General features: G+C 61.6%; 24 protein-coding genes. 12 read left to right on the forward strand and 12 right to left on the reverse strand.

Annotated features, from left to right (window positions below; genetic code table 11):
• Positions 1 to 56: 56 nt before the first annotated feature.
• The 5 genes from BCY88_RS04445 to BCY88_RS04465 all read right to left on the reverse strand — a co-directional run bounded on the left by BCY88_RS04445 (position 57) and on the right by BCY88_RS04465 (position 4932).
• Positions 57 to 1544: an MFS transporter gene (locus BCY88_RS04445; RefSeq protein ID WP_120343076.1), complete on the reverse strand. Its 1488-nt coding sequence runs from the start codon at positions 1542 to 1544 to the stop codon at positions 57 to 59.
• 335 nt (positions 1545 to 1879) lie between these two features.
• Positions 1880 to 2263 carry a hypothetical protein gene (locus BCY88_RS04450; RefSeq protein ID WP_120343224.1) on the reverse strand — a complete coding sequence of 128 codons (384 nt, stop codon included), beginning with the start codon at positions 2261 to 2263 and terminating at the stop codon, positions 1880 to 1882.
• 169 nt (positions 2264 to 2432) lie between these two features.
• Positions 2433 to 3203 (reverse strand): SDR family oxidoreductase, encoded by a 771-nt coding sequence (locus BCY88_RS04455; protein WP_120343077.1) that lies wholly within the window; start codon positions 3201 to 3203, stop codon positions 2433 to 2435.
• A gap of 100 nt (positions 3204 to 3303) precedes the next feature.
• Positions 3304 to 4158, reverse strand: a complete 855-nt coding sequence (locus BCY88_RS04460) for an alpha/beta fold hydrolase (protein WP_120343078.1) — start codon at positions 4156 to 4158, stop codon at positions 3304 to 3306.
• 66 nt (positions 4159 to 4224) lie between these two features.
• On the reverse strand, positions 4225 to 4932 hold the full coding sequence (locus BCY88_RS04465) for an alpha/beta fold hydrolase (protein ID WP_120343079.1): 708 nt from the start codon (positions 4930 to 4932) through the stop codon (positions 4225 to 4227).
• Between the two features lie 177 nt (positions 4933 to 5109).
• Between BCY88_RS04465 and BCY88_RS04470 the strand changes: the two genes are divergently transcribed.
• The 4 genes from BCY88_RS04470 (at position 5110) to BCY88_RS40675 (ending at position 9168) form a co-directional block, all read left to right on the forward strand.
• A complete protein-coding gene (locus tag BCY88_RS04470) occupies positions 5110 to 5748 on the forward strand; it encodes a CGNR zinc finger domain-containing protein (protein ID WP_120343080.1) in 639 nt (212 codons plus the stop codon).
• A gap of 72 nt (positions 5749 to 5820) precedes the next feature.
• Positions 5821 to 6393, forward strand: a complete 573-nt coding sequence (locus BCY88_RS04475; protein ID WP_120343081.1) for an energy transducer TonB — start codon at positions 5821 to 5823, stop codon at positions 6391 to 6393.
• 278 nt (positions 6394 to 6671) lie between these two features.
• Positions 6672 to 7631: a response regulator gene (locus tag BCY88_RS04480; protein ID WP_120343082.1), complete on the forward strand. Its 960-nt coding sequence runs from the start codon at positions 6672 to 6674 to the stop codon at positions 7629 to 7631.
• A gap of 88 nt (positions 7632 to 7719) precedes the next feature.
• Positions 7720 to 9168 (forward strand): sensor histidine kinase, encoded by a 1449-nt coding sequence (locus BCY88_RS40675; RefSeq protein WP_120343083.1) that lies wholly within the window; start codon positions 7720 to 7722, stop codon positions 9166 to 9168.
• A gap of 114 nt (positions 9169 to 9282) precedes the next feature.
• Here BCY88_RS40675 and BCY88_RS04490 read toward each other — a convergent pair whose 3' ends face one another.
• A complete protein-coding gene (locus BCY88_RS04490; RefSeq protein WP_120343084.1) occupies positions 9283 to 9780 on the reverse strand; it encodes an acyl-CoA thioesterase in 498 nt (165 codons plus the stop codon).
• A 461-nt stretch (positions 9781 to 10241) separates the two neighbouring features.
• Positions 10242 to 10664: a tautomerase family protein gene (locus BCY88_RS04495; protein ID WP_120343085.1), complete on the reverse strand. Its 423-nt coding sequence runs from the start codon at positions 10662 to 10664 to the stop codon at positions 10242 to 10244.
• Between the two features lie 153 nt (positions 10665 to 10817).
• Between BCY88_RS04495 and BCY88_RS04500 the strand changes: the two genes are divergently transcribed.
• A complete protein-coding gene (locus BCY88_RS04500; RefSeq protein ID WP_120343086.1) occupies positions 10818 to 11405 on the forward strand; it encodes a TetR/AcrR family transcriptional regulator in 588 nt (195 codons plus the stop codon).
• 115 nt (positions 11406 to 11520) lie between these two features.
• Here BCY88_RS04500 and BCY88_RS04505 read toward each other — a convergent pair whose 3' ends face one another.
• Positions 11521 to 12687: a porin gene (locus BCY88_RS04505; RefSeq protein ID WP_120343087.1), complete on the reverse strand. Its 1167-nt coding sequence runs from the start codon at positions 12685 to 12687 to the stop codon at positions 11521 to 11523.
• Between the two features lie 440 nt (positions 12688 to 13127).
• Complete coding sequence (locus BCY88_RS04510) at positions 13128 to 13349, reverse strand: hypothetical protein (protein ID WP_120343088.1); 222 nt, start codon at positions 13347 to 13349, stop codon at positions 13128 to 13130.
• A gap of 193 nt (positions 13350 to 13542) precedes the next feature.
• Here BCY88_RS04510 and BCY88_RS04515 point away from each other — a divergent pair, with 193 nt between their 5' ends.
• Positions 13543 to 14202: a M24 family metallopeptidase gene (locus tag BCY88_RS04515; protein WP_120343089.1), complete on the forward strand. Its 660-nt coding sequence runs from the start codon at positions 13543 to 13545 to the stop codon at positions 14200 to 14202.
• A 74-nt stretch (positions 14203 to 14276) separates the two neighbouring features.
• On the opposite strand, the gene BCY88_RS04520 is transcribed toward BCY88_RS04515, so the two are convergent.
• Both BCY88_RS04520 and BCY88_RS04525 read right to left on the reverse strand, forming a co-directional pair.
• On the reverse strand, positions 14277 to 15770 hold the full coding sequence (locus BCY88_RS04520; RefSeq protein ID WP_120343090.1) for a sensor histidine kinase: 1494 nt from the start codon (positions 15768 to 15770) through the stop codon (positions 14277 to 14279).
• Positions 15767 to 16540, reverse strand: coding sequence for a response regulator transcription factor (locus BCY88_RS04525; protein WP_120343091.1), 774 nt, complete (start codon positions 16538 to 16540; stop codon positions 15767 to 15769). Before BCY88_RS04525 ends, BCY88_RS04520 begins: the two co-directional genes overlap by 4 nt.
• A 262-nt stretch (positions 16541 to 16802) precedes the next feature.
• Between BCY88_RS04525 and BCY88_RS04530 the strand changes: the two genes are divergently transcribed.
• The 3 genes from BCY88_RS04530 to katG all read left to right on the forward strand — a co-directional run bounded on the left by BCY88_RS04530 (position 16803) and on the right by katG (position 22152).
• A complete protein-coding gene (locus BCY88_RS04530; protein WP_120343092.1) occupies positions 16803 to 18674 on the forward strand; it encodes a cytochrome c biogenesis protein DipZ in 1872 nt (623 codons plus the stop codon).
• 48 nt (positions 18675 to 18722) lie between these two features.
• Entirely contained in the window at positions 18723 to 19595 is an 873-nt protein-coding gene (locus BCY88_RS04535) for a protein-L-isoaspartate O-methyltransferase family protein (protein WP_120343093.1), read from the forward strand.
• Between the two features lie 295 nt (positions 19596 to 19890).
• A complete protein-coding gene (katG, locus tag BCY88_RS04540) occupies positions 19891 to 22152 on the forward strand; it encodes a catalase/peroxidase HPI (RefSeq protein WP_120343094.1) in 2262 nt (753 codons plus the stop codon).
• Positions 22153 to 22375: 223 nt separating this feature from the next.
• Here the strand turns inward: katG and BCY88_RS04545 are convergent, their stop codons facing one another.
• Positions 22376 to 23038 (reverse strand): DUF3313 domain-containing protein, encoded by a 663-nt coding sequence (locus BCY88_RS04545; RefSeq protein ID WP_120343095.1) that lies wholly within the window; start codon positions 23036 to 23038, stop codon positions 22376 to 22378.
• Positions 23039 to 23387: 349 nt separating this feature from the next.
• On the opposite strand from BCY88_RS04545, the gene BCY88_RS04550 reads away from it, so the two are divergent.
• The 3 genes from BCY88_RS04550 to BCY88_RS04560 all read left to right on the forward strand — a co-directional run bounded on the left by BCY88_RS04550 (position 23388) and on the right by BCY88_RS04560 (position 26879).
• Positions 23388 to 24665 carry a paraquat-inducible protein A gene (locus BCY88_RS04550; RefSeq protein WP_120343096.1) on the forward strand — a complete coding sequence of 426 codons (1278 nt, stop codon included), beginning with the start codon at positions 23388 to 23390 and terminating at the stop codon, positions 24663 to 24665.
• Positions 24666 to 24741: 76 nt separating this feature from the next.
• Positions 24742 to 26286 (forward strand): PqiB family protein, encoded by a 1545-nt coding sequence (locus BCY88_RS04555; protein WP_183081288.1) that lies wholly within the window; start codon positions 24742 to 24744, stop codon positions 26284 to 26286.
• Positions 26283 to 26879: a PqiC family protein gene (locus BCY88_RS04560; protein ID WP_120343098.1), complete on the forward strand. Its 597-nt coding sequence runs from the start codon at positions 26283 to 26285 to the stop codon at positions 26877 to 26879. Before BCY88_RS04555 ends, BCY88_RS04560 begins: the two co-directional genes overlap by 4 nt.
• Positions 26880 to 26915: the final 36 nt, after the last annotated feature.

Here is a 26915-nt window from a genome sequence, read left to right on the forward strand (position 1 = left end):
GCGATACGGGGAATCCGTCGGGTGTGTGCAGGCGCCATGGCGGGCTGTGAACGCGCTTAGCGTCCAATCTCGTCAAGGCTCACGCCGTTTGTTTCGATGCGGAACAGCCATGTGACCACCGCGCCGAGAATCGACGTGCCCACGAGAATGTAGAGCAGGGGACCGGTGCCGATACCTGTCAGCAGGATCGGGAACAGGAAGGCCGTTGCGACCGCACCGATCTTGCCGACCGCTGCGGCGAACCCCGCACCCGTGCCGCGAATGGCGGTCGGAAACACTTCGCCCGCCAGCAGATAGGTCTGCGCGTTAGGCCCCAGGTTGGTCATGAAGTTGAACAGCATGAAGCCGGCGAAAATCACCACGGTCTTGGTGGAACCTTCAAAACCATCGGAGAACGAAGCAATCAGCAAACCTGCCGCGCAGCCGATAAAGCCGATCACCTGCAGCCAGATCCGCCCGACCCTGTCCGCGAGGATGACCGCGAAAATGATGCCGACGATCAGCAGCATCGTGATCAGGGCCGCACCTTTGGCGGCAAGGATGTCGTTGAGAATCAGATCGGTGATGCTGCGCACATGATCCGGCTTGCTGCCGAACGCCGCGGCGAGAATGGTGGGCGTGAAAATGCCGATGCCATAGGTGCCGAGATCCTGCAGGAACCACGGTATCGAGGCAAGAATCGTGGCGCGCAGGTTGCGCTTCGCGAACAGCGCGAAAAAGCTTTGCTTGCCGCCGTGGCCGCTGGCGGCATTGTCGAGTTCACGCGACAGCGCGATGCTGGTCGGATACTGCGGCGTACGTACCAGCAGGCGTTTTGCAGCAGCTTCCGCGCGATCGACCGCGCCGCGAATATGCAGCCAGCTCGGGCTTTCGGTGATGAAGAAGCGGCCGATGGTCACCGCCAGCGCCGGGATAATCGCGGTGCCGTACATCCAGCGCCACGCGTCGAGGGTCGGGATGGTCGAGAGGACCAGAAAGCCGACCGCCGTGCCGCCCAGTGCGCCGAGCGCCTGGAAGCCGAACGCCGCCAGCACCAGTTTGCCGCGTGCGCTGCTGGGGATGCTTTCGGAGATGATCATATGCGCGGTCGGATAGTCGCAGCCGAGCGCCACGCCGAGTCCGAACAGACAGATCACGAGCGAGGTGAAGTTGGTGCACAGCACCAGCAGCACCAGAAACGCGACGAAGATGATCATCTCGACAATGAACATCCGCTTGCGCCCGAAGTAATCGGACATGCCGCCCAGACCCACCGCGCCGACCAGAATGCCCATCAGGCTGGCGGCGCTGATGAGGCCGTTCTGTGCCGCGCCAATGCCGAACTCCCGCGAGATCAGCGGGAGCGCCACGCCGGTCATGAAGACGACAAATCCCTCAAAGAACTTACCCGCTGCCGCGAGCGACCAGATGCGCCATTGCATGCCTGTCATCGGCACGGTCGGAAGACGGGTGCCGTCGGGCCAGATTGGGCGTTCGTCAATGTACTGCTGGACCGACTTCACATTGGCCTGCCGCAAACCCTCGGAATCTGCCACATCATGCATAACTTGCTCCTTGTGGAACTGCAGCGGTAGCACGGGCGATCGAAAGTATGTCGTAATCGGGCACGCATGCGTTGTTCGCCGCGCATCCTGCGCCTCTCAGCGGCGCGCGAATCTGGAATCGGACATCTGGCTGATGCACGGCAGGCGGGGAGATGGGGGAACCGACCCCGTGGGCAGCCAGCACTGACATGGTGCCGCCCGTGGGTGTCGTTCGGATGACACAAACCTGTCGTAAAACATTCGGTCCAATACTCGCGTATTGCGATCTTTTCGCGACGCCGATGGGGATTCACCCCGTGCAACCTGCTGACAGGTTCGGTACGAGCGAACGATGCTTACGTCTTTGGCAACGTGGACTTTCCGCTTCGTTTGCGCGGCTTCGGCTCGACGCCGATGCGCGGATCACGTGCGAGCACGAGCGCAGTCATCCGTTCCACGACGGGTTCGAACGCTAGGTCGTCTTGCGGCACATAGAGCCATTTGCCGAGTACCGGATGCGGCCGCAGTGCGGGCATTTCCTCGATGAGCGCGGCGTGCCGATCCTGTGATGTGCACACCAGCAGACCATTCCACGGCTTGTCGCGATCGGCTGCGATCAGACACAGCAGGCCGTCGATATAGGCGGCGTCGCTGCCGAACATCCGCTTGCAGATATAGGTCGAATCGCGCTCGAACGCGTCGAAGATCCAGAGGAGCGAGTTGCGGATGGAAGAGGGCATTGCCGCGAAGTCCGTGACGATAAAAGCGAAGATGAGCTTACACAAATTCGCCGGCCTTGGCAGTGGGTGTCAATCCGTCGTCAAGCGATATTTCTCTCTTGAGCGCGACATCTGGCGAATGCTCCAGCCGACCCGATCCCGTCACGCTCGGACATAACGCGCCCCAGCCTCAGATCGACTTGACCTCGCCACCGTCCATCCGCAACGTCGAGCCCGTCATCCAGTGAGCCGCTGGCGACACGATAAACGCCATCAGTTCGGCAATCTCCTCGGGCGTACCATATCGGGCGATTCCCGCTTCGAGAGGAAACCGCGCGGTGGCTTCTTCGACTGTCATGTCGTGCAGCGGCGCCCAGTGCTCCAGATAGGATTGCCGCCGACCGGTCATCACCGGGCCGGGCAGCACGCTGTTGACCTGTACGCCGTCGGCAATCCCCCGGTCCGAGAAGGCTTTCGCCAGCGCCACGATCGCTGCGTTGATCGTGCCAACGGCTGCGTACGGTGCCTTGGGAAACAAGGCCGAGTTACCCGACATCAGCACCACCGATCCCGCGGTTTTCTTCAGCGATGGCCATGCCGCGATCGTCAGGCGCCGCGCGCCATGCAGCTTGAGCGCGAGGCCACGGTCCCATTGATCGTCGGTCATGTCGAAGACATCGATCTGCGGCACCGCGCCCGCGATGTTGAGCAACGCGTCGATCTGCCCGAATGCCGCCAGCGCCTGATCGACGACCTGCTGTGCGGCCTCCGGTTCGGACAGATCGAGGTCGATGGCGAGCGGTTCGGCGCCGGCCTGCTTGACGTCGTTCGCGGTCTGCGCGAGGTTCTCGCGATTGCGCGCTACCAGCACGACCGACGCAAAATCCCGCGCTAACCTGATGGCGGTCGAACGGCCGATACCCTGGCTCGCGCCGGTCACGATAGCTACCCTGCTGGACATTTCCTTTCTCCTTTAACACGTGGATTTACGCGTGAATTAACACGTGGATTGGCCGCTCGAGCGGCGATTCAACGAACCGCCGCCATGCCGCGTTTGCCGGTCAGCGGACAAGAAATCCGGATATCGCCGCGGCGATCTCGGCCGCGTGAGTCTCCAGCGCGAAGTGGCCGGTGTCGAAGAAACGCACCTCGGCATCCGGTATATCGCGTTTGAATGCCTCGGCGCCGGGTGGCAGGAAAAACGGATCGTTCTTGCCCCACACGGCAAGGAATGGCGGCCGGTGACTGCGGAAATACTGCTGGAATGCCGGGTACAAAGCGACATTGTTCCGATAGTCTCCGAACAGATCGAGCTGGATCTCGTCGGCACCCGGCCGATTCAGATAGAACTCGTCGAGTGAGTAGCCGTCTGGCGACACGGAAGTCGTGTCCTGTACGCCATGCGTGTACTGCCACACGGTCGCCTCATGAGTCAGCATGGCGCGAAGCGCCTCGCGATTGGCGTGTGAAGGATCCTGCCAGTACGCGCGGATCGGATTCCAGCCGTCGCTCAAACCTTCTTCGTACGCGTTGCCGTTCTGCGAGATGATTGCGGCGATCCGCTCAGGATGCCTGAGTGCAAGCCGAAACCCGGTCGGCGCGCCGTAGTCGAATACGTACATGGCAAAGCGATCGAAGCCGATCTGTTCGGTGAAGCGTTCGATAACGTTGGCGATGTTGTCGAAGGTGTACGCAAAAGCGCTGCGCTCCGGCATGTCTGACTGACCAAAGCCCGGCAGATCGGGTGCGACGATATGAAAACGCTCGGCAAGCAGGGGGATCAGGTCTCGAAACATGTGGCTCGAACTCGGAAAGCCGTGGAGAAGCAGCAGTTTCGGTGCGTTCGGACGACCCGCTTCGCGATAGAACACCTTGACGCCGTCGACGTCGGAAAAACGATAGGCAATGGCGGACATGAGTTGACTCCTGATAGGGAATGGCAGGCGGCGAGTGCCGATTGGTGTGACAGGTTTTTCGTATTGCTAACTAGTCGAAGATGAAGTCGAGACAGCACGGACCGCTTCGACAATGACATCGGTGACGAGGTCAGGCGCTGTGACTAGCGGTGTGTGATCGACCTCGTATGAATGCACGTGCGCGTTCATGCGCTGTGCCATGAAACGTTGCGTGTCAGGATTGATCATCCGGTCCTGCCCGGCGATCAGGAACCAGCTTGGCCGGTTCTTCCAGAGTGGGCGCCCAAGCACTTCGCCAATGCATGCAGCCGAAATGGGCCGTTGAACCGCGCCGAGCACGGTCAACTCCTGTGCGCTCGCGTGCTGTGCGAACGCCGCCGCAAAGGCTTCTTCGGGCAGCCATATCTGGCCATGCCGATCCGGCGCCAGCCTGGGCGCGAGCGGGTGCGCTTCCCCGCGATAGAACACGTCGCTCACCGTTTCGCCTTCGGCAGGCGCAAGAGCGGCGACGTAGACCAGCGCCTTGACGTTGTCGGCGCGCGTCGCGCCGATTACTGCGCCCGCGTAGGCATGCCCCACGACAACGACCGGACCGTCGATGCGTTCCAGTGTTCTATCGAGCGCGGCCACGTCGTCATGCAGCGCGCTGAGCGGCAAGGGCGCAGCGACTGCCCGAATGCCATTTGCCTTCAGACGTTCGATCACCTTGCTCCAACTCGAACCGTCTGCCCACGCGCCGTGCACCAGCACCACGCTCACATTGCCGATCGACATTTCTCGCTCCTTTGACGGACCTGGACGCCGCTTGCGATTCAGATGTATCGCGATGCGTTGTCTTCTTTGTAACCTGATAAATTCGTATTTACAGGTTACAAACGAGTCGTGTAACTTGTCAAGTGCGTTTTTAGTGGTTACTATGTCATTATCGTTACTTCATATTCGTCACGAGAAATGGACTACCGTCAGATGCCCGCGATACTGGTGGCCGACGCACCCGGCCTCGATTTCCTGAATTCGATTGCCACGCCCGTGGACGAGCCAGTCGACTGGATCGGTGACGGGGAGGGCTTGCTTGCCTGGCTGGACCAGGCGGCGCTCGTGCCCCGCACGGTGCTCGAGGCGATGCGGGTCCAGTCGACGGCGGCCGAACTCGACGAGATTGCGGCGCGCGCGCGTGAACTGCGCGAATGGTTCAGGGTTTTCGTCAGGAAGAGGAAGGGGCGGCCTCTGCTCGCCAAAGACTTGCGTGAGCTCGCACCCTTGAATCAACTGCTCGCGCAGGACCAGCAGCACGGCGAAATCGTGGCGAACGCATCGGGCGGCGTGACGAGTTTCGAACTGCGCGCGAACCGGCGCTGGCAAGCGCCCGAGTCGCTATTGATGCCGGTCGCCGAGGTGTTGGCGAGGCTGGTATGCGAGGAGGATTTCACCTACGTGAAAGCGTGCGAAGGGCCGAAGTGCACGTTGATGTTTGCGGATCACACGCGTGGTCACGCGCGCCGCTGGTGCAGCATGGCGATCTGCGGCAACCGCGCGAAGGTTGCGGCTCACCGCAAGCGCCTCAGGGAGCAGGAGGGCGGTCAGGTGTAAGCTTCGGGGCCGGCGCGCGGATTCCGGGGATCGCGAGCCGGCGCCCTGAATGACTGCCAAGTGGAATCACAGATGAATAACAACAATCGCTGGCTGCTTGCCCTTGTCTCATTCGTGCTGTGTCCGCTATGTCTATTGGCGGCATGCACGACGACCAGTCCCGAAGGCGAGAACGCGCCCACGCTGCCATCGGCTGCGGATGTATCCAGTCGCTGCCTCGCGCGCGCGGCAGACAGCGGCGAGCCGGCCCCTGCGCGCGATCAGCTAACCGGATTGCAATGGCGCCGCTATGTGGGCTGTGCTTTGGCCAGCAATCTGCTGGTCGAATCAGGCAGCGTTGCCGACAACCCGGAGGCAGTTATTTCTATCCGGCTCAACGCGGACGGTTCGGTCAATTCGATTGCGCCGTTGCGCCCCAGCGGCAATCAGTCCTGGGACACTGCCGTGCAACGTGCGATAGCGGCTGTCTCACCGTTACCCGCGGCACCGGCGAAGCACGATTTCTCGAGAATCGACCTTCATTTCAGGCCTCAGCCTCGTGCGCCCGGCATTGGCGGCAGCTCGGGGATCCCGGCGCTTACGGGTGAAAGCCATTGGTCGATACGTCACTGCACGACAGTGGACGGCGTCACGGCTTGCCGTTAGTGCTGTTGCAAGAGTGGTGAAGGGCACAGCGAAGGCCATCCCCGAATCGGGCATCTGCAACTTCTGCGCGACTGCGGCAGAATAATCGACTGGATCCGATTCGAGCGAAATCAAATTATTCCATTCGCATACTATGGCAGAAAGGCCGCGCAAGTTTGCACTGTTCATGCGAAGACCCTTGTACTATACGGTTCAGCGGGAATCGGCCCGGGAGCCAATGTGAGAGAAACCGGCGTGTAAGCCGGTGCGAGGCGCGCCACATATTCCACGTAAAAAACATGAACAATTTTATTCGACCCCCTGTTTCCTATCCGGCATCTGTCGTTTTCGTGGACGACAGCGACAGCTACCTCGATGCATTGCGCCGATTCTTTCCGGATATTTCCACCAATCTGTTTTTCACGCGGGCTCAAACCGCACTCGCTTTCATCCGCAATAATGCGCGCGAGAATTCGCTGGCGTTCGCACCATCGTCAGCCGGTCTGACGGAGACAGGTCTCGAGCGGTTTGTCGAAAGCTCGGCGGATCGAGACGTATTGGCCCGGGATTCACGCTTTGCAGAGGTGGCCGCGGTTGTGGTCGATTACGACATGCCCGGACTGAGCGGTGTCGAATTCCTTTCGTCCATATCCAATTTACGCTGTGCGAAAGTACTGCTGACCGGCGTCGCGGACGAGACCGTCGCGGTAAAGGCTTTCAACGCCGGCATCGTCGATCTGTACCTGAGAAAGACGGATGCCGATTCGGCCAACCGCCTGGTTCATTTTCTGAAAGACGCCAGAAACAGGCATTGTTCAGAGGCGGGCTGGTTGGGCCTGGGCGATAACGGCATGACCTATTGCGACCCGCGAACCAGAAAGGCGATCGATACGGTGGTTGCCGCTGAAGGCATCGTCGAATACTACTGGCGTCCGGAGCAGAATTCGATCCTGATGTTCGATCGTGCGGGCAACCCGAGCGTTTTCCTCGCATGGGCAGAGAACGACTGGATCACGCAGGCCGAGATCGTGGCGGATGAGAACGGGCCGGCGGATCTGTTGAAGCAGATGGCGGTACGCGAGGCCATGCCGGTTTTCTGGCCACACCTGGCGTTTCGTCCCGGCGTGGATTTCAGGACTGTCAAGCCGCAAACAATCCCGGGTTGGGACGACGCGTTTTATGGCTGGACCAGAATAGATTCGACCGACGTAGGTCTGAATACACTGACATTTTCACAGTGGCGCAGTAGCAGGAACTAGCAGGCCCATCGACGAGGGATTAGCCTGTACGCCCACGCTGTTGTGAAAATGCCGTAATAGACCCACGTTCCGAGACACATCGAGCCACATGTACGCCATTCCGACCGCCTTTGTGTCTGCGCTGTTCGTGGTGTTCGGCCTTTACGTACTGATCACCCAGGGGGTGACCCGTCTGTCCGCGCCATTCCTGTTGATGTGCGCGGCGACCTTTGCGTGGCAGGGCACATGGACCTTGCTGTTCCAGACGCACGATCCCCACATTGCGAGCGTGCTGGTGCGGGTCGGTTATCTGTTCATTCTCTTCCTGCCAACCACGTTCTATCACTTCGTCACGGAGGTGGCGGCGAGGCGCCGTGAGCAGCCGATATTGCTCGCGTCTTACGGTTTGTGTCTGGTTTTCGCCGTGCTCTTGCCCGGCGACGAGGTCGTCGCCGGCTACCGGCACTACTTCTTTGGCTACTATCCGAGCGCCGGGCCGTTGCATCCCTTGCACGTACTGCAGACCGTGCTGCTTGCCGGCCGCAGCGGACAGCTTCTGCTCGCCGCCCGCAAGCAGGCCGGCGCCGAAGCGCGCAGACGTCTCGATCTGTGCCTCGCGAGCCTTTGCGTCTATTCGCTCGCGGCAGTCGACTATGCGGTCAACTACGGCTATACGTTCTATCCCCCAGGGGTGCTGTTTATCGCGCTCAGCCTGGGGCTTCTCGCGATCACGATCGTTCGCTATCACCTGATTCACCCCTATGCGATCGCAGCGACAATCGCACACGAAATCGCCACGCCGCTCGCGACGATCGCCATGCACGCCGACGAAATCGCCAGCGTGTGGTCGCACGTGTTCAAAGGCTACCGGCTGGCCGTCACACACGGGCTTTACGACGATCAGGAAGTGCACGCCGGGCAAACCGAACGCGTCAGCCAGCTCGCCACGGCGATCAGAAGGGAAGTGTCAGGCACGAGCGCGATGGTCGAAATGGCCCTCGCATCGTTCACGCTGGATCGTCTGGACCGCACTCGCTTTACCCCTCATTCCATGCAGCTATGTGTGGCATCGGCACTCGAGCGTTATCCCTTCCGTGGTGACGAGCGCGCACGCGTCACGGTAGCGCCGATCGACGCGGCGTTGTGCTTTTCGGGTTCGGACACGCTGGCGGTTTTTGTCCTGTTCAATCTGTTGAAGAACGCGTTGCACGCCATTCACGTGAGCGGCGAGGGCGAGATCGCGATCAGTGCGTTTCACGAGCAAGGCTTCTGCGTACTGCGGTTCCGCGACACCGGGCCGGGCATCGCGCCCGACGTGCTGCCGCATATTTTCGACGCCTTCTTCTCGACCAAGCGGCACGGAAGCGGCGCGGGCATGGGACTCGCATTCTGCCGTCGCGCGGCGGAGCTTCTGGGCGGCAGTATCGAATGTAGTTCGACGCGCGGCGCGCACACTACTTTTACCGTGCGCCTGCCGGTGCCGGGTTCGCCGGCGGACCGCGCCCTGATCAAACCGCCAGCGCGTTCTTTGCGCCGGCGGCAAAAAGTGAAAGTCTAAGGTTGTAAGTTAAGGGTGAAGGTCAGGCGTGGAAGCTGGCGGTGAAAGATAGCGGTGACCCCCCACGACAAAACCCGGCGGAAAAACTTAACGGCGAGAAGTCGGTCGTTGTGATCAGGCGGCTAGCGCTGTCCATGGCAGTTCATATTCCTTGACCCGTTCAACGATTCCTTGCGGGAAGCGCCTGATCTTCCGGTCTCGTCCGGCATACAGGATCTGCTGATAGCCCTGCGAAACCTCGCGGCCATCCACGCAAAAGCGGAACAGCAGGTAGGCCGAGCACTGCTTGACCTGCACCGTGTTCAGATAGCAATCCACGCGCTGGAAAGGGAAGGTTTCGTGGACATACTCCTGGTGCGCGCGTTTGGTCACGAACATGCCGTCCGAGCCCAGCAGATCGTTGTGTATGCACTCATGAAACCACCGCTCGCGGCATACACCTTGCCACTCGAAGTAGCGCGAGAAATAGGTATTCATGAACGCGTTCGAGTCCTTCAGATAGATGTCGAACGAATGATGGAAGGTCTTGAGCGAGGACGGGCTGATCGGGTCTTCCGAAAGAAGAGCGGAGCCTCGGGTCAGGGCGGTAGGGATTGCTTCACGCATCAACATACGATTTTCCTTTATGCAGGAATGGCTGCTTGCGGCAACCTCGCATGCCTCCCTATATGGCAGGCACATCCCATTCTCTTGGGGATGTGGGCTGCGTGGCTATTGGCTGGCAAACATGTCGTGCAGAAAAAAGCAGGGCGCTCGTGATTGCGCCGTTCCATGGCGACGCTGGGAGCGCGTTGCCATCAGGTTCGACGGTCGCGGCGAAATGGCCCCCGGCGGGCGCCTGGCGAGCTCCCTGGCGGCGTACCGAAGCTTCGGCGAAACAACGCAATGAAAGCACTGACGTTGTGATCGCCGGGATCGAGTTGTGCCGTAGCGCAAGCCTTCGACCGCTTTACCCAGATCGCATCAGGCGCGGCAATCGAAGGCTTGTTCGCAGGCAATCGTGAAGTGCCGGTCGTTTGACGCCTGTCTCGTCACTACGCCCGGCGTGTCTCCCGTCGTACCTGAGCGGCCCGTCAGCTGGCGCCGCGTTGTATGGCCTCACCCAGTTCGGCGTCGGTATACGCTTTGCCGCCGATACCCCATGCACCCTCAACCGCATACGTCACATTGACGAAGGTTCGCTCACGCGGATGAGAGCCTGCGCTGAGCCGGTCGATGATGTCCGTGGCCGCACTGACGAAGGCCTGCTTGACTTCCGTGTTCGGGAAGGTGGCCGCCGGAACCTTCACTTCCACCACGGCCAGCGATTGAGGCTTGCCGCCGGCATAGCTCTGCGATTCCGGGCTGACGATCAGATGACCAATGACGTTCGGGGTCATGAAACTGTTGCCGGTCAAGCCGTGCGCGCTGAGTAGCGCATCGGTGACGAGCGGCAACACTTCACGTTCTCCCTGCGGGGTGAGAAGACCTTGTGTGATGTGGACTGAAATAGGCATTGCTGTCACTCCTGGATCAAACGGGTTAGTCGAATCAGAGTTGTTGCGCCTGCATCACGGCCGCGATATAACGATCGTGATGTCGCGATAATTTCATAACGATCGTGATGTCGTCAAGAACTAAATAGCGATCGTTATCTGGAGACGTGCGCAATGGCACATCGGGCTGGCAAGAAGGAAGAAGGCAGGGCAAGGATTCTCGCGAGCGCGGGCCGGGGATTTCGTAGCCGCGGGTTTGGCGGTTCGGGCGTGGACGGCCTGGCGAAGGACGCCGCCGTGACGTCGGGCGCGTTTTACGCCCATTTCAAATCGAAAGCGGCGGCTTTTCGCGAGGCGGTGGTCGTGGGTCTCGATGACCTGCGACGAGGCGTCGGGCAGGCCCGCGAACAGATGGGAAGCAACTGGCGCGCGTGGTTTATCGACTTCTACCTGGGAGAGCGCCGCACCTGCGATATTGCCGAGAGTTGCGCCTTGCAGAGTCTCTCGAGCGAAGTGGCTCGTGCCGATGACGAAACCCGGCAGGCCTATGAGACGGAGTTGGCTTCGATTATCGAAGCCGTGGCGGCAGGGCTCGAAGGCAAGCCGGCGGCCCGGCGCGAGGAAGCGACCGCGCTGCTGGCGCTGCTGGTGGGGGGAGTGACACTCGCGCGAGCCGTCAAGGATCCGGCGCTCAGCGACGAGATTGCCGCGGCGGTCCGCAAGGCCGCGCTCGACCTGGGCGTCGAGTCTTTGCCGCGATAGAAAGGCGGCAACCGATTGCCGCCGACACCCGTTCGGCGTGATTTGCTTCAGGGTGTCGACGGATCGGCGTATTGCTTAAGTGCGAGCGTTAATCGCTATCGCACGCACACTTGCATCAGAAACGGTGGCGCACGCCGACACGGAATGCCAGCTGGCTGTCCGCGCCCGAACCGGACGGTCCGAAGAAGCTCGCGCTGGAGCCGATCTGTGCCTGCACGTCCTGCGTGCCGTTGTGGCCTGCAGCGACCTGGTAGATACCCAGTGCGTACACGTCCGTGCGCTTGCTCAGCGCGTAGTCGACGCTCAGATCGCCCTGGTTCCAATGGCCCGCTTTGGCGCCGCTCAGGTGCATGTACGTGTAGCCCGCACCTGCCGTCAGCGCCGGCGTGAAGGCGTATTTCGCGCCTGCTTCGTACGCGGCGAACGTGGTCGAAGCGCCTGTGATCGGCGCGAAGCGCGTGTTCGTGTACAACGCCCACAGGGTTGCAGCGGCGATCGAGTAACGGCCGCCGATGCCGAACGTGCGCAGATCGCGGATATTGCCCGTCGTCACATTGGCCATGGACGTCGAGGATTGCGTCGTCGTAGCCTGGCTCGGGTAACGGATGTCGGTGTAGGCAGCGCCCACGCCGAACGGGCCGTTTGCGTAGTTCACGCCGAAGCTGTATGCGCGCGACGAACCTGCGACCGGTGCTGCGGCCGTGCCGCTTGCCGGTGCGCCGGCGAATGCGCCAGCCTGGTTCGAGAAGCCGTACAACGCGCCGAACGTGAAGCCCGAGAAGTTCGCGCTGCTGAACTTGATTGCATTGTTGATGCGGCTCGAGGTCAGCTGGTCGACGTCGTTGATGTGGTAAGCGTAGTTACCCGCGACGGTTTGACCACCGGTCGAGTAGTTGCCGCCCAGATAGTCCGTCGAAAACGAGTACTGGCGACCGAACGTCAGCGAGCCGACGCCGTTTTGCGACAGACCGACGAATGCCTGACGGCCGAACATCGAATTGCCCTGGCCAGCGGCACCCGTGCCGCTGTTAAAGCCGTTTTCCAGCACGAACAGCGCCTTCAGGCCGCCACCGAGGTCTTCGGTGCCGCGCAGACCCCAACGGCTGCCCGATGCCACGCCGTCGTCGTACTTGACGAGGCTGTCGTGACCGGTGGCGGTCTTCGCGTTGTTCACGTAGCTGATACCGGCGTCGATCAGGCCATACAGCGTGACGCTGCTTTGTGCATGAGCGTTGAGCGAGATGCTTCCGAGCACGGCGGTGGCGAGGATAGTCTTCTTCATTTTTTCCTTCTTCTTTTTAAGGTGTCCATGCCGCGTGTATTCGAGAGCACGGCGTGGACCCGGGTTGGCAAGCGATGCGGACCGGACGCCCACGACAAAGCCGCGCGAGGCCGCGCAGGAGTGAGATCAATGTCGGGAGGGTGCGATCAAACGGGTGCGCAGCGAAAACCACGTTGTACGAGGTTGTCGCCAGCGGGTGACGGAGGCGCCGGAGCGTCGGCGTATCTATCTGGCGTGTGGCGTCTTTGAGTGAAGCGAAACGTCTGTCCCGTTGTGTTTGACGGAATATATCGAGCCGTCATCTATCCGTAAACAGTTTCAAAGGAAATTGTCGCCTTTATGACACATACCCGTGGCTCAGGGGAGCACGGCACACTTCCCGATGGCCGCGTTCGCAGCGGCTCTGGAGCAAGTTGCGGGAGCAGGGCACACGTCGATCGTCACTTGGCGCCCGTCAGCATCAGAATGTAGGAGATCGTCGACACAACGATGACGCCCGCGCCGATGAGGACCTTCGTCTGATTGAACTCGACAAGACCAAATACGCAAATGGCGATGCCGAAAACCGCGGCCAGAGTGCCGATCGCCGCAAGCGCGACGCACACCTTGCTGCCCGTCGTTTCCTGCGGGTCTTCATTCGCTTCCAGACGTTCAGTTTTCATGTGGAATCCTTGCGCGCAACGGGCGCGCAGCCTCCGGTCGACCATCACCGGCGGGGGAGATTCTTCAGGCAATCTGGCGCCCCACATACCGGTATGTTTATTGTAGAAAGCCTGGTTTACACATCGATACGCACATGGCGGCGGCTTTGGTCACTTTCCGTTATATTCGAACGGATATAACCGGAGAGGAACCATGGAAGCAGCGGCGAAACAGGCGGTCGGAAGCAGGTACGTGCTCGAGTCGATGAAATATGCTCAAGGCCGAACGTGGGAAGTGGTGAACCGGCTCGCGCAGAAGGTCGAACCGGGCATGCTCGAGTCTGAGGCGGCGGCCGAATGCAAGACCGTGCTGAACGAATTGGGCATGGATCGTATCTGGCATCCGGTGCTGGTGCGCTTCGGCGAGAACACGCTGAAAACGTTCAAGCAGCAATCGGAGGGCGACCCGCGTCTGAAGGAAGACGATATTTTCTTCGTCGACCTGGGTGTGGTTTGGGATCAGCACGAAGGCGATGCGGGCGCGACGTTTGTCGTCGGCCATGATGCTGGGATGAAAGCTTGCGCCGATGCGGCGAAAACGGTGTTCGACGAAGTGGAGCACCACTGGCGCTCGACGCGCGCGGGCGGCAAGGCGCTGTATGACTTCGCCGCGCAGCGTGCGGAGGCGCTCGGGTGGCGTCTGAATCTGGATATCAAAGGCCACCGTGTCAGCGACTTTCCGCACGCGATCTACAAAGCAGGAAACCTGGGCGATTTCGCGGAGTGTCCGGACGCCGGCCTGTGGATTCTTGAAATCCAGCTTGCCCATCCGACCCGGCCGTTTGGGTCGTTCTATGAGGACTTGCTGGTCTGATCACGTCTTGTCATTGCCACCGTGGCGTACCGTGGCGTACCGCGGCGCATCCGGGCAAGCAGCCGGATGATCGCTCAGAGCAGGATACCGGCGACAGTCAATTTCTCGGCGATCGGCAGCTCGAAACAGAATGCCGAGCCCGTACCCGGGTGCTCGAGCAGGCGTATCTGGCTGTGATGCAATTGCAGCATGCGCTGCACGATCAGCAGTCCGAGTCCGCCGCCACGATGCGCGCCGCCAGAATTCAACGGACGCTCGAACAGGCCCTCGCGCTGTGCCGCGGGAATGCCGGGCCCGGTGTCGCTGACGGTGACCGACACCTTGCCGTCCTTGTGCGCGAGATCGACGTTGATCGATCCGTCGGCGGGGGTGTGGCGAATCGCGTTGTCGAGCAGGTTCGTCAGCACGCGCTCGATCATTCCCAGGTCGGCGTTGACGGCCGGCAGGCGCGGCGGGAAATCGGCGCGCAACTGGATATGCCGCGCCTCCGCCGGCAACTCGAACTTCTGGAAGACATCCTGGACCAGATCGACCAGCGAGAAAGACTCGAGCGCGAGTTGCACATTGCCGTGTTCGAGCCGCGCCAGCTCGAATAGCGCTTGGGCGAGCCGTCCGACCTTGACGCTCTGTGCAAGCGCGATCGCCAGATAGCGTTTGCGCTCCGTTTCGCCGAGTGTGTCGGCTTTCAGCGACAGCGTCTCGAGGTAGCCGTGCAGCGAGGTCAGCGGCGTGCGCAGATCGTGCGAAATATTGGCGATCAGCTCGCGCCGCTGCTGATCCTGCCGCGTCAGCGCACGCCACTGGTCGCCGATGCGATTGGCCATCTGCGCGAAGGTGGCTTCCAGCACGGCGATTTCGTCGCGCCGCCCGGCAGGCGACGAGCGCGGCACCGCCGGCTGCTGGGCGGGTTCGCCATCGGCATCGAAGCGGCGCATGGCGTCGGTGAGGCGGCGTAGCGGCCGCGTGATCAGGCCGAATGCCGTCAAACCCGCGAGCAATCCCAACAAGGCGACCAGCGCCATCGACCAGAGCGTGGTGCGCAGCACCGAATTAGCGTCGACGCGCGCGGCGAGCGCGTCGTGTTCCTCGCCGAGCAGCACCACATAGATATAGCCGGAGGGTGCTTGTCCATTCAATTGCAGTGGCGCGGCGCTAAACACTTTCTTGCCGTCGGCGCTGCGCGGGTCGTCGCCGAGAATCGGCAATGCGTCCCCGGCGATGAACTGGCGGATCGGCGCGAGATTGACCTGTGCGCGCTTGACGTGACCCGCGGGGGCGTCGTCGCCCTTGATGCGCCCCTGGTTGTCGAGCAGATACACCTCGACGCTCGGATTCACGCGCATCAACTGGCCGAACAGTTGACGCACCGCGTCAGGCCGCAAACCGTTGGCGTCCATCAGCGTGGTGCGATGCGCAATATGGTCGGCGAGATCTTTCGACAGACTCTGCACGACCTCTTTTTCGTGCAGATCGTTCGAACGGATCTGCAGCCATGCTGACGCACCGCAGCATGCGAGCAGCAGCGCGGAGAAGACGAGCGAGAGCCGTTGGGTCAGGGTCAGATTCACGGCGCGTCCTTCAGGGTGCCGGCCGGCGCGGGCCCGGTCCCGGCCCCGGTTCCTTCAGCCGGCGTGCCGGGCACGGCCAGTTTGTAGCCGCGTCCCCAGACGGTCAGGATGCGCTCGGGTTGGGCGGGATCGGCCTCGATCTTGGCGCGCAGCCGGTTGATGTGGGTGTTGACGGTGTGTTCGTAGCCCTCGTGCTGATAGCCCCACACGGCGTTGAGCAGGTCCATGCGCGAGAACACTTTGCCGGGATGCTGCGCGAAGAAGTACAGCAGGTCGAATTCGCGCGGCGTCAGTTCAATGGCCTTGCCCTCGACCGCCGCCTCGCGCGTCAGCGGGTCGATCGTCAGCCCGGCGAGCTGCAGACTGCCCGCGTCGATACGCGAATCTTTCGCCATGGCTTCGACGCGCCGCAGCAAAGCCTTGACGCGTGCAACCAGTTCGAGCACCGAGAACGGTTTGGCCAGATAGTCGTCGGCGCCGAGTTCGAGGCCGAGAATCCGGTGTACTTCGCTCGAACGCGCGCTGGTGATGATGATGGGCGTATAGCGGGTCATCGCGCGGGCGCGCCGGCAGATTTCCAGACCGTCGACGCCGGGCAGCATCAGATCGAGGATCAGCGCGTCCCATCCGCCTTGCTCCAGCAGGCGCAGCCCTTCGTTGCCGTCGGCGCTGTGCACGACCTCGTAACGCTCATCGCGCAGATGAAGGCTCAGCACGTTGGCGATGTCGACGTCGTCTTCGACGATCAGGATGCGCTTTGCTTGGTCCATGGAGGGTTTTGGCCGCGGATAAGAGCGGGGGTGAATGCGGTGGAAGGAAAGGGCGCCCGCAAAAAGCGGGCCGTTGCGCCATTGTGCAAAATTTCCGGCCGGCGAGTTATCACATTTAATTTAACTTTTCGTGAGGACTTCGATATCCCCCGCGCCATAGGATGTGGGCACTTTCCGCTGATTCGTACCGTACCCGACCGTACCTGACCGTACGTCATTGCGTACCCACCCTGACCGACTGACAACCACGCCCGGAATCGACATGTTACTCATCGTTCTCGCCTATCTTGGCGGCGCTCTGACGATCCTCAGCCCGTGCATCCTGCCGGTGCTGCCGTTCGTCTTCGCGCGCGCCGACCAGCCCTTCGTGCGCAGCGGCCTGCCCTTGCTGGCCGGCATGGCACTGACCTTCGCCGTCGTCGCGACCCTCGCCGCCGTGGGCGGCGGGTGGGTCGCGCAGGCCAACCAGTACGGCCGCTGGCTCGCCATCGCCTTGCTCGCCGTGTTCGGCCTGACGCTGCTGTTGCCGCGTTTCGCCGATCATCTGATGCGCCCGCTCGTGAGCGCCGGTAATCGCCTGTCGAATTTCGCGCAGGGCGACGGCCAGCAGGTTCGCGTGGGTTCGTCCTTTCTGCTGGGCATCGCGACCGGCTTGCTGTGGGCGCCGTGCGCCGGTCCGATTCTCGGCCTCGTGCTGACCGGCGCGGCATTGCGCGGCGCAAGCGTCGGCACCACGCTGTTGCTGGTGGCCTATGCGGCCGGCGCCGCGACCTCGCTCGCGGTGGCGCTGCTGATCGGCGGCCGGGTGTTTACGGCGATGAAGCGCTCGCTGGGCGCGGGCGAATGGATCCGCCGCGGGATCGGCGCGGCGATGTTGCTCGGCGTGGTGGCGATTTCACTCGGGCTCGACACCGGTGTGCTGGCGCGTGTATCGACCATCGCCACGGGCGGCATCGAACAGAAACTGGTCGACAGGCTGTCGCCCGGTGCGACGCCAGGCAATCCCGCTGCGGGCGGTAGCAAGGTCAACGCGTCGGCCAATGGAGCGGGCAGCAATGGCGTGATAACGGCCAATGCGGCCGCGGATGCAAGCGATACCGGCGCGATGATGCAGACCTCGCAGGGTGCGCCAGGTGCGCCTGGCGGCGCGGCCGCATTGCCCGTGGAAGGCGTGTTGCCGACCTTGAACGGCGCAGTCCAGTGGCTGAATTCCCCGCCGCTGACGGTTCAGGACCTGCGCGGCAAAGTCGTGCTGGTCGATTTCTGGACCTACTCGTGCATCAACTGCCTGCGGTCGCTGCCGTACGTGAAAGCGTGGGCGCAGAAGTACAAGGACCAGGGGCTCGTCGTCATCGGCGTGCATGCACCGGAATTCGCCTTCGAGCGCAATATCGACAATGTGAAGAAGGCCGTCCACGATCTCGGCGTCGATTATCCCGTCGCGATCGACAACAACTATGCGATCTGGCGCGCCCTGAACAACCAGTACTGGCCGGCGCATTATTTCGTCGACGGCAAAGGCCAGATTCGCTATCACCATTTTGGCGAAGGCGACTATGCGGAATCGGAAAAGGTGATTCAGCAACTGCTGATCGAGGCCGGCCACGCGAACGTGTCGAAGATCGCACTCGGGATTGCCGGCACCAGCGCGCAAGGTGTGCAGGCAGCGGCCGACAGCGCCGATATGCAATCGCCGGAAACCTATATCGGCTACCAGCGTGCCGAGAATTTCGCGTCGCCCGGCGGCGCAACGCCGGACAAGGTTCACACCTACGCGGTGCCGTCGCAGCTCGACGTCAACGACTGGGGACTGGCCGGCGCCTGGAAGGTGGGCGCCGAACACGCAACGCTCACGGCCGCGTCCGGACGGATCGTCTATCGCTTCCACGCACGCGATCTGCATCTGGTGCTCGGTCCGGACAAGGACGGCAAACCGGTGCGTTTCCGTGTCAGCGTGGACGGCGCGGCGCCAGGCAGCGCGCATGGCACGGACGTCGCGGCCGACGGCACCGGCACCGTCACCGAGCAGCGTCTTTACCAGCTCGTGCGGCAATCCGGCGATGTTGCGGATCACACGTTCTCGATCGAGTTTCTGGACCCGGGCGTGCAAGCGTATGCCTTTACTTTCGGCTAACCTGAATGGGATGGCGTGAATCGCCACGTCACATCCACAGGTCGGTAAATGGATCGTCAGCAGGAGCTTGCCGCAGTCCGCCGGGCGTATGCCCGGCGGCTCATGGCGTCAGCGGGCATTGCAAATCCGGGCATCGAGGCGGCCTTCGCCGCTGTCGAACGCGAACGCTATCTGGGTCCGGGGCCGTGGCCGATCTTGTGCCCCGCCGGCTACTTTTCCACGCCTGACGGCGACCCCGTCCGTGTCTACGCCGATGTTCTGATCGGCATCGTTCCGGAGCGCGGCCTCAACAACGGCATGCCGTCCTACCATGTGCCGCTTCTCGCCAGCGCCGGGATTCGAGCCGGCGACCACGTCGTTCATATCGGCGCGGGTGTCGGTTATTACACCGCCATCATGGCCCATCTCGCCGGCCCCGCGGGCAGGGTCACGGCCATCGAATTCGATGCAGGCTTAGCCAGCCGCGCGGCCGCGAATTTCTCGCATGCGGGAAATGTTCAGGTGCTTGAGGGCGATGGCTTCTCGATGTCCTTTGATCCCGCGGACGTCATCTACGTCAACGCGGGCGTGACCCATCCTGCCGACATCTGGCTCGATCGCCTGACCGACGGCGGCAGGTTGATTCTTCCCCTCACCACCGAGAATATCTGGTCTCCTGGCGCCGCCGCCTGGCTTTCCAACTACGGCGCGGTATTTCGAATCGAACGCCAGGGCGATCATTACCTCGCCGCCTGGATCTCCACGGTCGCCCTCTATCCGTGCGAAGGTGAAGGAGGGCGCGATGACGCGTCGGAAGCGGCGCTCGGCGCCGCCTTTCAAAAGGGCGGCTGGCGTCGCGTGACGCGCTTGTACCGCACCGGCGACCTGCCGGACGAGCGATGCTGGTTGCGTGCGGCACGCTGGGCGCTTGCTTACGACTAATCACGTTATAGTCGAGACCTATCAACGGCATTGCGAGAATCGCATTCAATTGACGGTCGGTCGCACGTATATTTCAAGTTGCAGTCGTTTGCCGACGCGAGTCCAACTCGCCCAATGCACGCCGCGACGCGCGTCATCGGACGAAAAGCATGCGCGTCGGGTAGTCAACAGTGGTACACAAAAAGCGCCCACTATGTGACTTCCGGCCAGCCCGCCGGCGCGGTTCGGCGGTGCACCCCAAGGAGCCGGATGCGGTAGCAGACCAAGTGGGTATGTCCTCTCAAGGAGATAGCGCATGTCAAACGAAGCAAAGTGCCCGTTCAACCATACCGCCGGTGGCGGCACGACGAATCGTGACTGGTGGCCAAAGCAACTGCGGCTAGATCTGCTCAGCCAGCACTCCAGCAAGTCCAACCCGCTGGACAACAGCTTCAACTACGCCGAGGCTTTCAGGAGCCTTGATCTCGCTGCGGTGAAGAAGGACCTCGCGGCGCTGATGACGAATTCGCAGGACTGGTGGCCGGCCGACTTCGGCCACTACGGTCCGTTATTCATTCGCATGGCCTGGCACAGCGCGGGCACGTACCGTACCGGCGACGGCCGCGGCGGCGCCGGGCGCGGCCAGCAGCGGTTTGCGCCGCTCAATAGCTGGCCGGACAACGTCAGCCTCGACAAGGCTCGCCGTCTGCTGTGGCCGATCAAGCAGAAGTACGGCCAGAAAATTTCCTGGGCCGACCTGTTGATCCTCACCGGCAACGTCGCGCTCGAAACCATGGGTTTCAAGACCTTCGGCTTCGCGGGTGGCCGCGAGGACACGTGGGAGCCGGATCTCGACGTCTACTGGGGCAACGAAAAGACCTGGCTGGGCGGTGACGTCCGTTATGGCAAGGGCGCAGCCGGTAAGGACGACGACGAAGGCGTGATCGTCGCCGACGAAGAACTGCACGGCAGCGAAACCAGCCGCGACGACCACGGACGTAATCTGGAAAATCCGCTGGGCGCCGTGCAAATGGGCCTGATCTATGTGAACCCGGAAGGTCCGGACGGCAATCCCGACCCGCTCGCCGCGGCTCATGACATCCGCGAAACCTTCGGACGCATGGCCATGAACGACGAGGAGACGGTCGCGCTGATCGCCGGCGGCCACACCTTCGGCAAGACGCACGGCGCGGGTCCCGCCAGCAACGTGGGGCCGGAACCCGAGTCCGCCGGACTTGAGAACCAGGGGCTGGGCTGGAAGAGCAGCTACGGCAGCGGCAGCGGGCGCGACGCGATCACGAGCGGTCTGGAAGTCACCTGGACCAGCACGCCGACCAAGTGGGGTAACGGATTCTTCGAGAACCTGTTCGGCCACGAATGGGAACTGACGAAGAGCCCCGCCGGTGCGAACCAGTGGGTCGCCAAGAATGGCGGCGAAACGATTCCGCATGCATTCGATGCCACGAAAAAGCAGCGGCCGACGATGCTCACCACCGATCTCTCGCTGCGCTTCGACCCCGTCTACGAGAAGATTTCGCGGCGCTTCCTCGCGAACCCCGACCAGCTCGCCGACGCCTTCGCCCGTGCGTGGTTCAAGCTGACCCACCGCGACATGGGACCGCGCGCCCGCTACCTCGGTCCGGAAGTGCCGGCCGAAGAGCTGCTGTGGCAGGACCCGATTCCGGCGGTCGACCACCCGCTGATCGATGCGCAGGACATCGCCTCGCTCAAGCAGAAAATCCTCGCATCGGGGCTGTCCGTTTCGCAACTGGTCTCGACAGCCTGGGCGTCGGCATCCACCTTCCGTGGTTCCGACAAACGCGGCGGCGCCAACGGCGCGCGCATTCGCCTCGCGCCGCAGAAGGACTGGCAGGTCAACCAGCCCGAGCAACTGGCCAAGGTGTTGAAGAGCCTGGAAGGCATCCAGGCCGAATTCAACGGTGCACAGTCCGGCGGCAAGAAGGTCTCGCTGGCCGACCTGATCGTGCTGGCAGGCAATGCCGGCGTCGAGAAAGCGGCAGAGGCGGGAGGCCATAAGGTGAGCGTGCCTTTCTCGCCCGGTCGCATGGATGCATCGCAGGAACAGACCGACGTGGAATCTGTCGCGTTTCTCGAACCGGTTGCCGATGGCTTCAGAAACTATCTCAAAGGCAAATACAGCGTCCCGGCCGAGGCTTTGTTGATCGACAAGGCGCAATTGCTGACCTTGAGCGCGCCAGAGATGACTGCGCTGATCGGCGGCTTGCGCACGCTGAACGTCCATGCCGGGCAGAATCAGCACGGCGTGTTCACCAATCGGCCGGAAACGCTCAGCAACGACTTCTTCCGCAACCTGCTCGACATGGGTACGGAGTGGAAGCCGGTCTCGGCGGCCAATGAGGTGTTCGAAGGGCGCGATCGCAAGACCGGCGAGGTGAAGTGGACCGGCAGCCGTGTCGATCTGGTCTTCGGTTCGCATGCTCAACTGCGGGCCCTGGGCGAAGTCTATGCAAGCGAAGACGGGCAGGAGAAATTCATCCGCGACTTCGTCGCGGCCTGGGGCAAGGTCATGAATCTCGACCGCTTCGACCTCGCCTGATTCGCCTGATTCGCCTGAGCAGGCACGAGGTCCCGCCAGGGCTGTTGCCCCTGGCGGGACCTGACTTCCCTCGATGGAAGCCGCAACTACAGTCTTCCGCAGACCACGTCGGACAGGCGCCTCGCAAGCCGGCAAACACACCCGCAACTCGCATCCAGATAGCGCCGCACGCGCGCTATCGAGCGCATGACGCCAGCGCGGATGGAACGCGACTGCGCCAACGTTAATGAAGTTGGGCGACCAACGCGTCCGCTCCCTTGTCGAGACCGGTCTTCGCCGCACTCAAGGAACCGAACGCGGCCGGAAGGTTCAATGCATTCGGATACTGCTTCGAAACGTATGCCTTCAGCAGTTGCCCACTGCTTGCGTCAAAGACCTCCACCGCGTACGAAACCGAGCCGCTGAATGCACCCTGGCCGCCACGGACCGACTGCACACCGTTATAGAGATTGCCCGCAAGGTCGAAGTGCATGAACTGTCCCACGAGCGCCGTGGTCTTTTCGGCGCCCGTGAGTGTCAGCTTGACTCGCAGGGTGTTCGGGCCGGGTTGCTGCGCCACGTTGAACTTTGTCGCCAGTTTTTCCGAAAACGTCTTTTTCATGTAATCGGCAAGGGCGGCGCGGTCCTCGCTTTTCATGTCGCCGAACTGGTTGTCGCCGCCCTGATAGACGGCGACCGGATCCAGCACGACCTGCGTGTAGCGCGACCAGACGACAGGGGCGGTGTATTTATACGGCACTTTCCCTGAGTCGTCGCCACGGTTCTGCGTCAACTGCGGCGAAGAAGCGATGCCCGTATAGGCGACCGGCTGCACACCCGCACACGCGCTCAAGGTCAGTACCGCTGCGGCGGTGAAAAGAAGCGGGACGAGGTTTTTCTTCAGCATTTTGGGTTCCATGGAGGGCAGGTCGAGGTGTCGGGTGAGGTCCTGTTCAGGGCAGGACCGATGAGGCCGAACAGTAGCATCGTCGTTATTGTTTGTAAACCGTCTATCCGGATTGTTTTTATGAAAGGACGGCAATGCTGCGACGAGCTGCGGGTTCTAATCAGGTTTTGTGGTTTCCGCATGAAACAAACCGGCTGGACGGTTTACATGATGAAATTGCGATGTTAGGCTGGCGCCTCACTTGAACTGTCTCTCCGCGGCGCGGGTTTGAACCTTGCCGCGCCGATCGAATAGGGCCAGCACGCTGCCGTGTTGTGCGAGGTTACGCGCCCGCAAGCAAACGCCGAAGATGAACGAAACCCGATTGATCGCATGTCACGCATGTGACTTGCTGCAATGGAAGGCGCCACTCCCTGAACGCGGCACTGCGCGCTGTCGACGATGTGGCACAGCCCTTTACCGAAGCCTGCCGGCCACCGGCGATCGCGCACTGGCGTTCACCCTCGCGGCCGGAATCCTGTTCGTGATTGCCAACTGTTTTCCGATCATCGGACTTTGGGTCAATGGCGCGTTCGTCGAAACCACGCTGTCCGGCGCGCTTGCTTCGCTGTACGCCGACGGTATGTGGCCCATTGCGGGTCTGGTTCTGGTCACGACGATTCTGATGCCGGCATTGAATATCGCGGCGGTGATCTACCTGCTTCTGCCGCTGCATATTGGCGGTTTGCCTCGACGTCCCGAGATCGTTCTGCGTGTGCTAAGACATGTCGCGCCCTGGGGAATGATCGAAGTGCTCATGCTTGCCATGCTGGTTGCGCTCGTCAAACTCCAGCACTTCGCGACCGTCGTTCCGGGCATCGCGATCTGGGCGTTCGGCGCGGTGATGGTGCTGCTCGCGGCAGCGGCTGTTTCGTTCAATCCGCGTGACATTTGGGGGCGTATGGCAGACACGCCTCGCGACGACTGCGCGCCGTATGCACCATATGCGCCGCAGGCGGCTGTCAACGCAGCGGCTGCCGCACGCGCTGGTCTATTCGTTTGCCACGACTGCGGTTTGATATCGAAACCGCTCGGTCATTTTCGTGGCGGGATTTGTCCGCGCTGTGGCGCGGTGTTGCATCTGCGCAAGCCCAATAGCCTCGCCCGCACCTGGGCATTTCTGCTGGCCGCGATGGTTCTCTATGCTCCAGCCGTTCTCCTGCCGGTGATGGTCACCAGCACCTTGTTCAGCGCGCAATCCGACACGATTCTGAGCGGTGTGGTGTTTCTGTGGACCTCTGGATCGTGGGGGCTGGCGACAATCGTCTTCATCGCCAGCATCGTGGTGCCCATGCTCAAAATTCTGTCGCTCACCTACCTCGCCTGGAGCACCCAGTTGCGCTCATCCCATATGCCGCGCAAGCGGACACGTATCTACCGGTGGGTGGAGTTTGTCGGCCGCTGGTCGATGCTCGATATCTACGTCATCACCATCCTGGTCGCGCTCGTGCAATTCGGCTCGGTTGCAACGATCGATGCGGGTCCCGGCGCCATCGCATTCGGCGCGGTCGTCGTGCTGACCATGTTCGCGGCGTTGTCGTTCGATCCGCGGCTCATATGGGACGCAGTGGAGCTGGACGGTGAATAAAGTGTCGGGACAGAACGGAAACGACGATACGGCTCACTTTCCAACCGCGGTTGCCGCGAAGCGCCCGAAGTGGCGCATGCAGCTTGTGTGGCTCGTGCCGCTTGTCGCCGTTCTGATAGCGGGCGGGTTGGCGGTGCAGTCGATCATGCAAAAAGGCCCGACGGTTACGATCAGTTTTGCCACAGGCGAGGGTATCGAGGCCGGCAAGACGAAGATCAAGTTCAAGAATGTCGACATCGGTGTGATCAGAAGTCTCACCCTTTCCGACGATCACAAGACCGTGCTTGCCAGCGCCGAGATGTCGCGCAACGCTTCCAGCATGCTGGTTGACGATACCCGCTTCTGGGTGGTTCGGCCGCGCATTGCAGGCGGCACGGTGTCGGGTATCAGCACATTGATATCCGGTTCTCACATCGGCATGGATATCGGCACCTCGAAAAAAGCCCGGCGTGATTTTGTCGGTCTCGAGTCGCCGCCGGTTCTCGCTTCGGGGGCGCCCGGGCGGGCATTCGTGCTCAGGAGTGGCAGCATCGGTTCACTCGATATCGGCTCACCCGTATTTTTCCGCAGGCTTCAGGTTGGCCAGATCGTTTCCTACGCACTCGATCCTGATGGTGCGGGAATGAGCGTACAGGTTTTTATCAACGCGCCGTACGACCGGTACGTCACGAACGACACCCGCTTCTGGCAAGCGAGCGGTGTTGACGTGACTCTGGATACGACGGGCGTGAAGGTCAATACCGAATCGCTGGTCTCCATTCTGATTGGCGGCCTCGCGTTCGAGAACCCACCAGATACGACGAACAGGATCGAAGCAGACGCGAAGCGACAGTTCCGGCTTTTCGGTGATCGCGCCGACGCCATGAAGATGCACGATGCCGTCGTCGACAAATACGTGCTGAACTTCAATGAGTCGGTACGCGGATTGACCGTCGGCGCGCCAGTCGACTTCCGGGGTATCGTTGTTGGCGAGGTATCGGCGATTTCAGCGAACTTCGATCCGGTCAGTAAGGAATTCAATATCCCTGTCGAGGTCAGCATTTTTCCTGAACGCCTGATCTCGCGCGGAAACTGGCAAGGCAGCATTGGAAGCACGGCGTCCGAGCGAAAAGCGTTCGCGGACTATCTGATATCCAAAGGAATGCGGGCACAGTTGAGGACTGCGAGTCTTCTTACGGGGCAACTGTACATTGCGATCGATTTCTTCCCCTCGGCGCCAAAGGCGAAAGTGAACTGGAGCAATGCAACGCCTGAATTGCCGACGGTGCCGGGCAACCTGCAGGGTCTGCAGGACTCCATCGCCAGTCTTGTCGCCAAGCTGAATGCCATTCCGTTTGAGGGAATCGGCAAAGACCTGCGCAAGACGTTGAACGATGCGGATTTGCTTCTGAACACCATCAATACAGACCTGGCACCGGATGCAAAAGCGACGCTGGCGGCTGCTCGTGAGGCGCTTACGTCGGCGAATCGAACGATGCAAAACGACTCGCCATTGCAGCAAAGCACGACGGAGACCATGCGTGAGCTGTCACGCGCCGCGGTTTCGATTCGCACGCTGGCCGACTATCTCCAACGTCATCCGGAAGCGCTGATTCGTGGCAAGACCGAGGATAAGCCATGAGCCGATTCTGTTCGTTTTCCGCGGCACTAGTCGTGCTTGCTCTTGTTACGGGGTGCGCAACGTCGCCATCGTCGCAGTTCTACACGCTGAGTCCTGTGCAAGGTGTCGAACTGCGGCCGCTTGTCAAATCCGCCAAACCGGTGGCAATTGCGATTGGCCTGGTGACGGTTCCGGAATTGATCGATCGCCCGCAAATCGTATCCACGGTTGACGAAAACCGCGTGTCGATCGATGAATTCGCGCGCTGGGCCGACCCGTTGAAGAGCCAGATTCCACGCGTACTGGCCGCAGATCTCACGCAACTTATCCCGGGGTCGATCGTATCCGTCTATCCACAACGTGTGGACGACAAGGTTTACCGCGTATCGGTTGACGTGCAGAGCTTCGATTCATCGACGAACGGCACGGTGACACTGGCCGTGATCTGGTCGGTGCGCGCGCCTCAGCGGGGTGAACCGGTTGGCGGGCGCACGGTTGTACGCGAGGCCGTGAGCGGTCCTGGCTACGATGCGCGAGTCAACGCATACAGCCGCGCCCTCGCGTCCGTGGCGCGCGATATTGCTGTGGCGATGGGGTCAGTTGTATCGCAGTAGAGAACAGGGAAACGAACTGATGTGCGCGCGGCAGTG

Source organism: Paraburkholderia fungorum (assembly GCF_003610895.1).
Classification (GTDB): Bacteria; Pseudomonadota; Gammaproteobacteria; order Burkholderiales; family Burkholderiaceae; genus Paraburkholderia; species Paraburkholderia fungorum_B.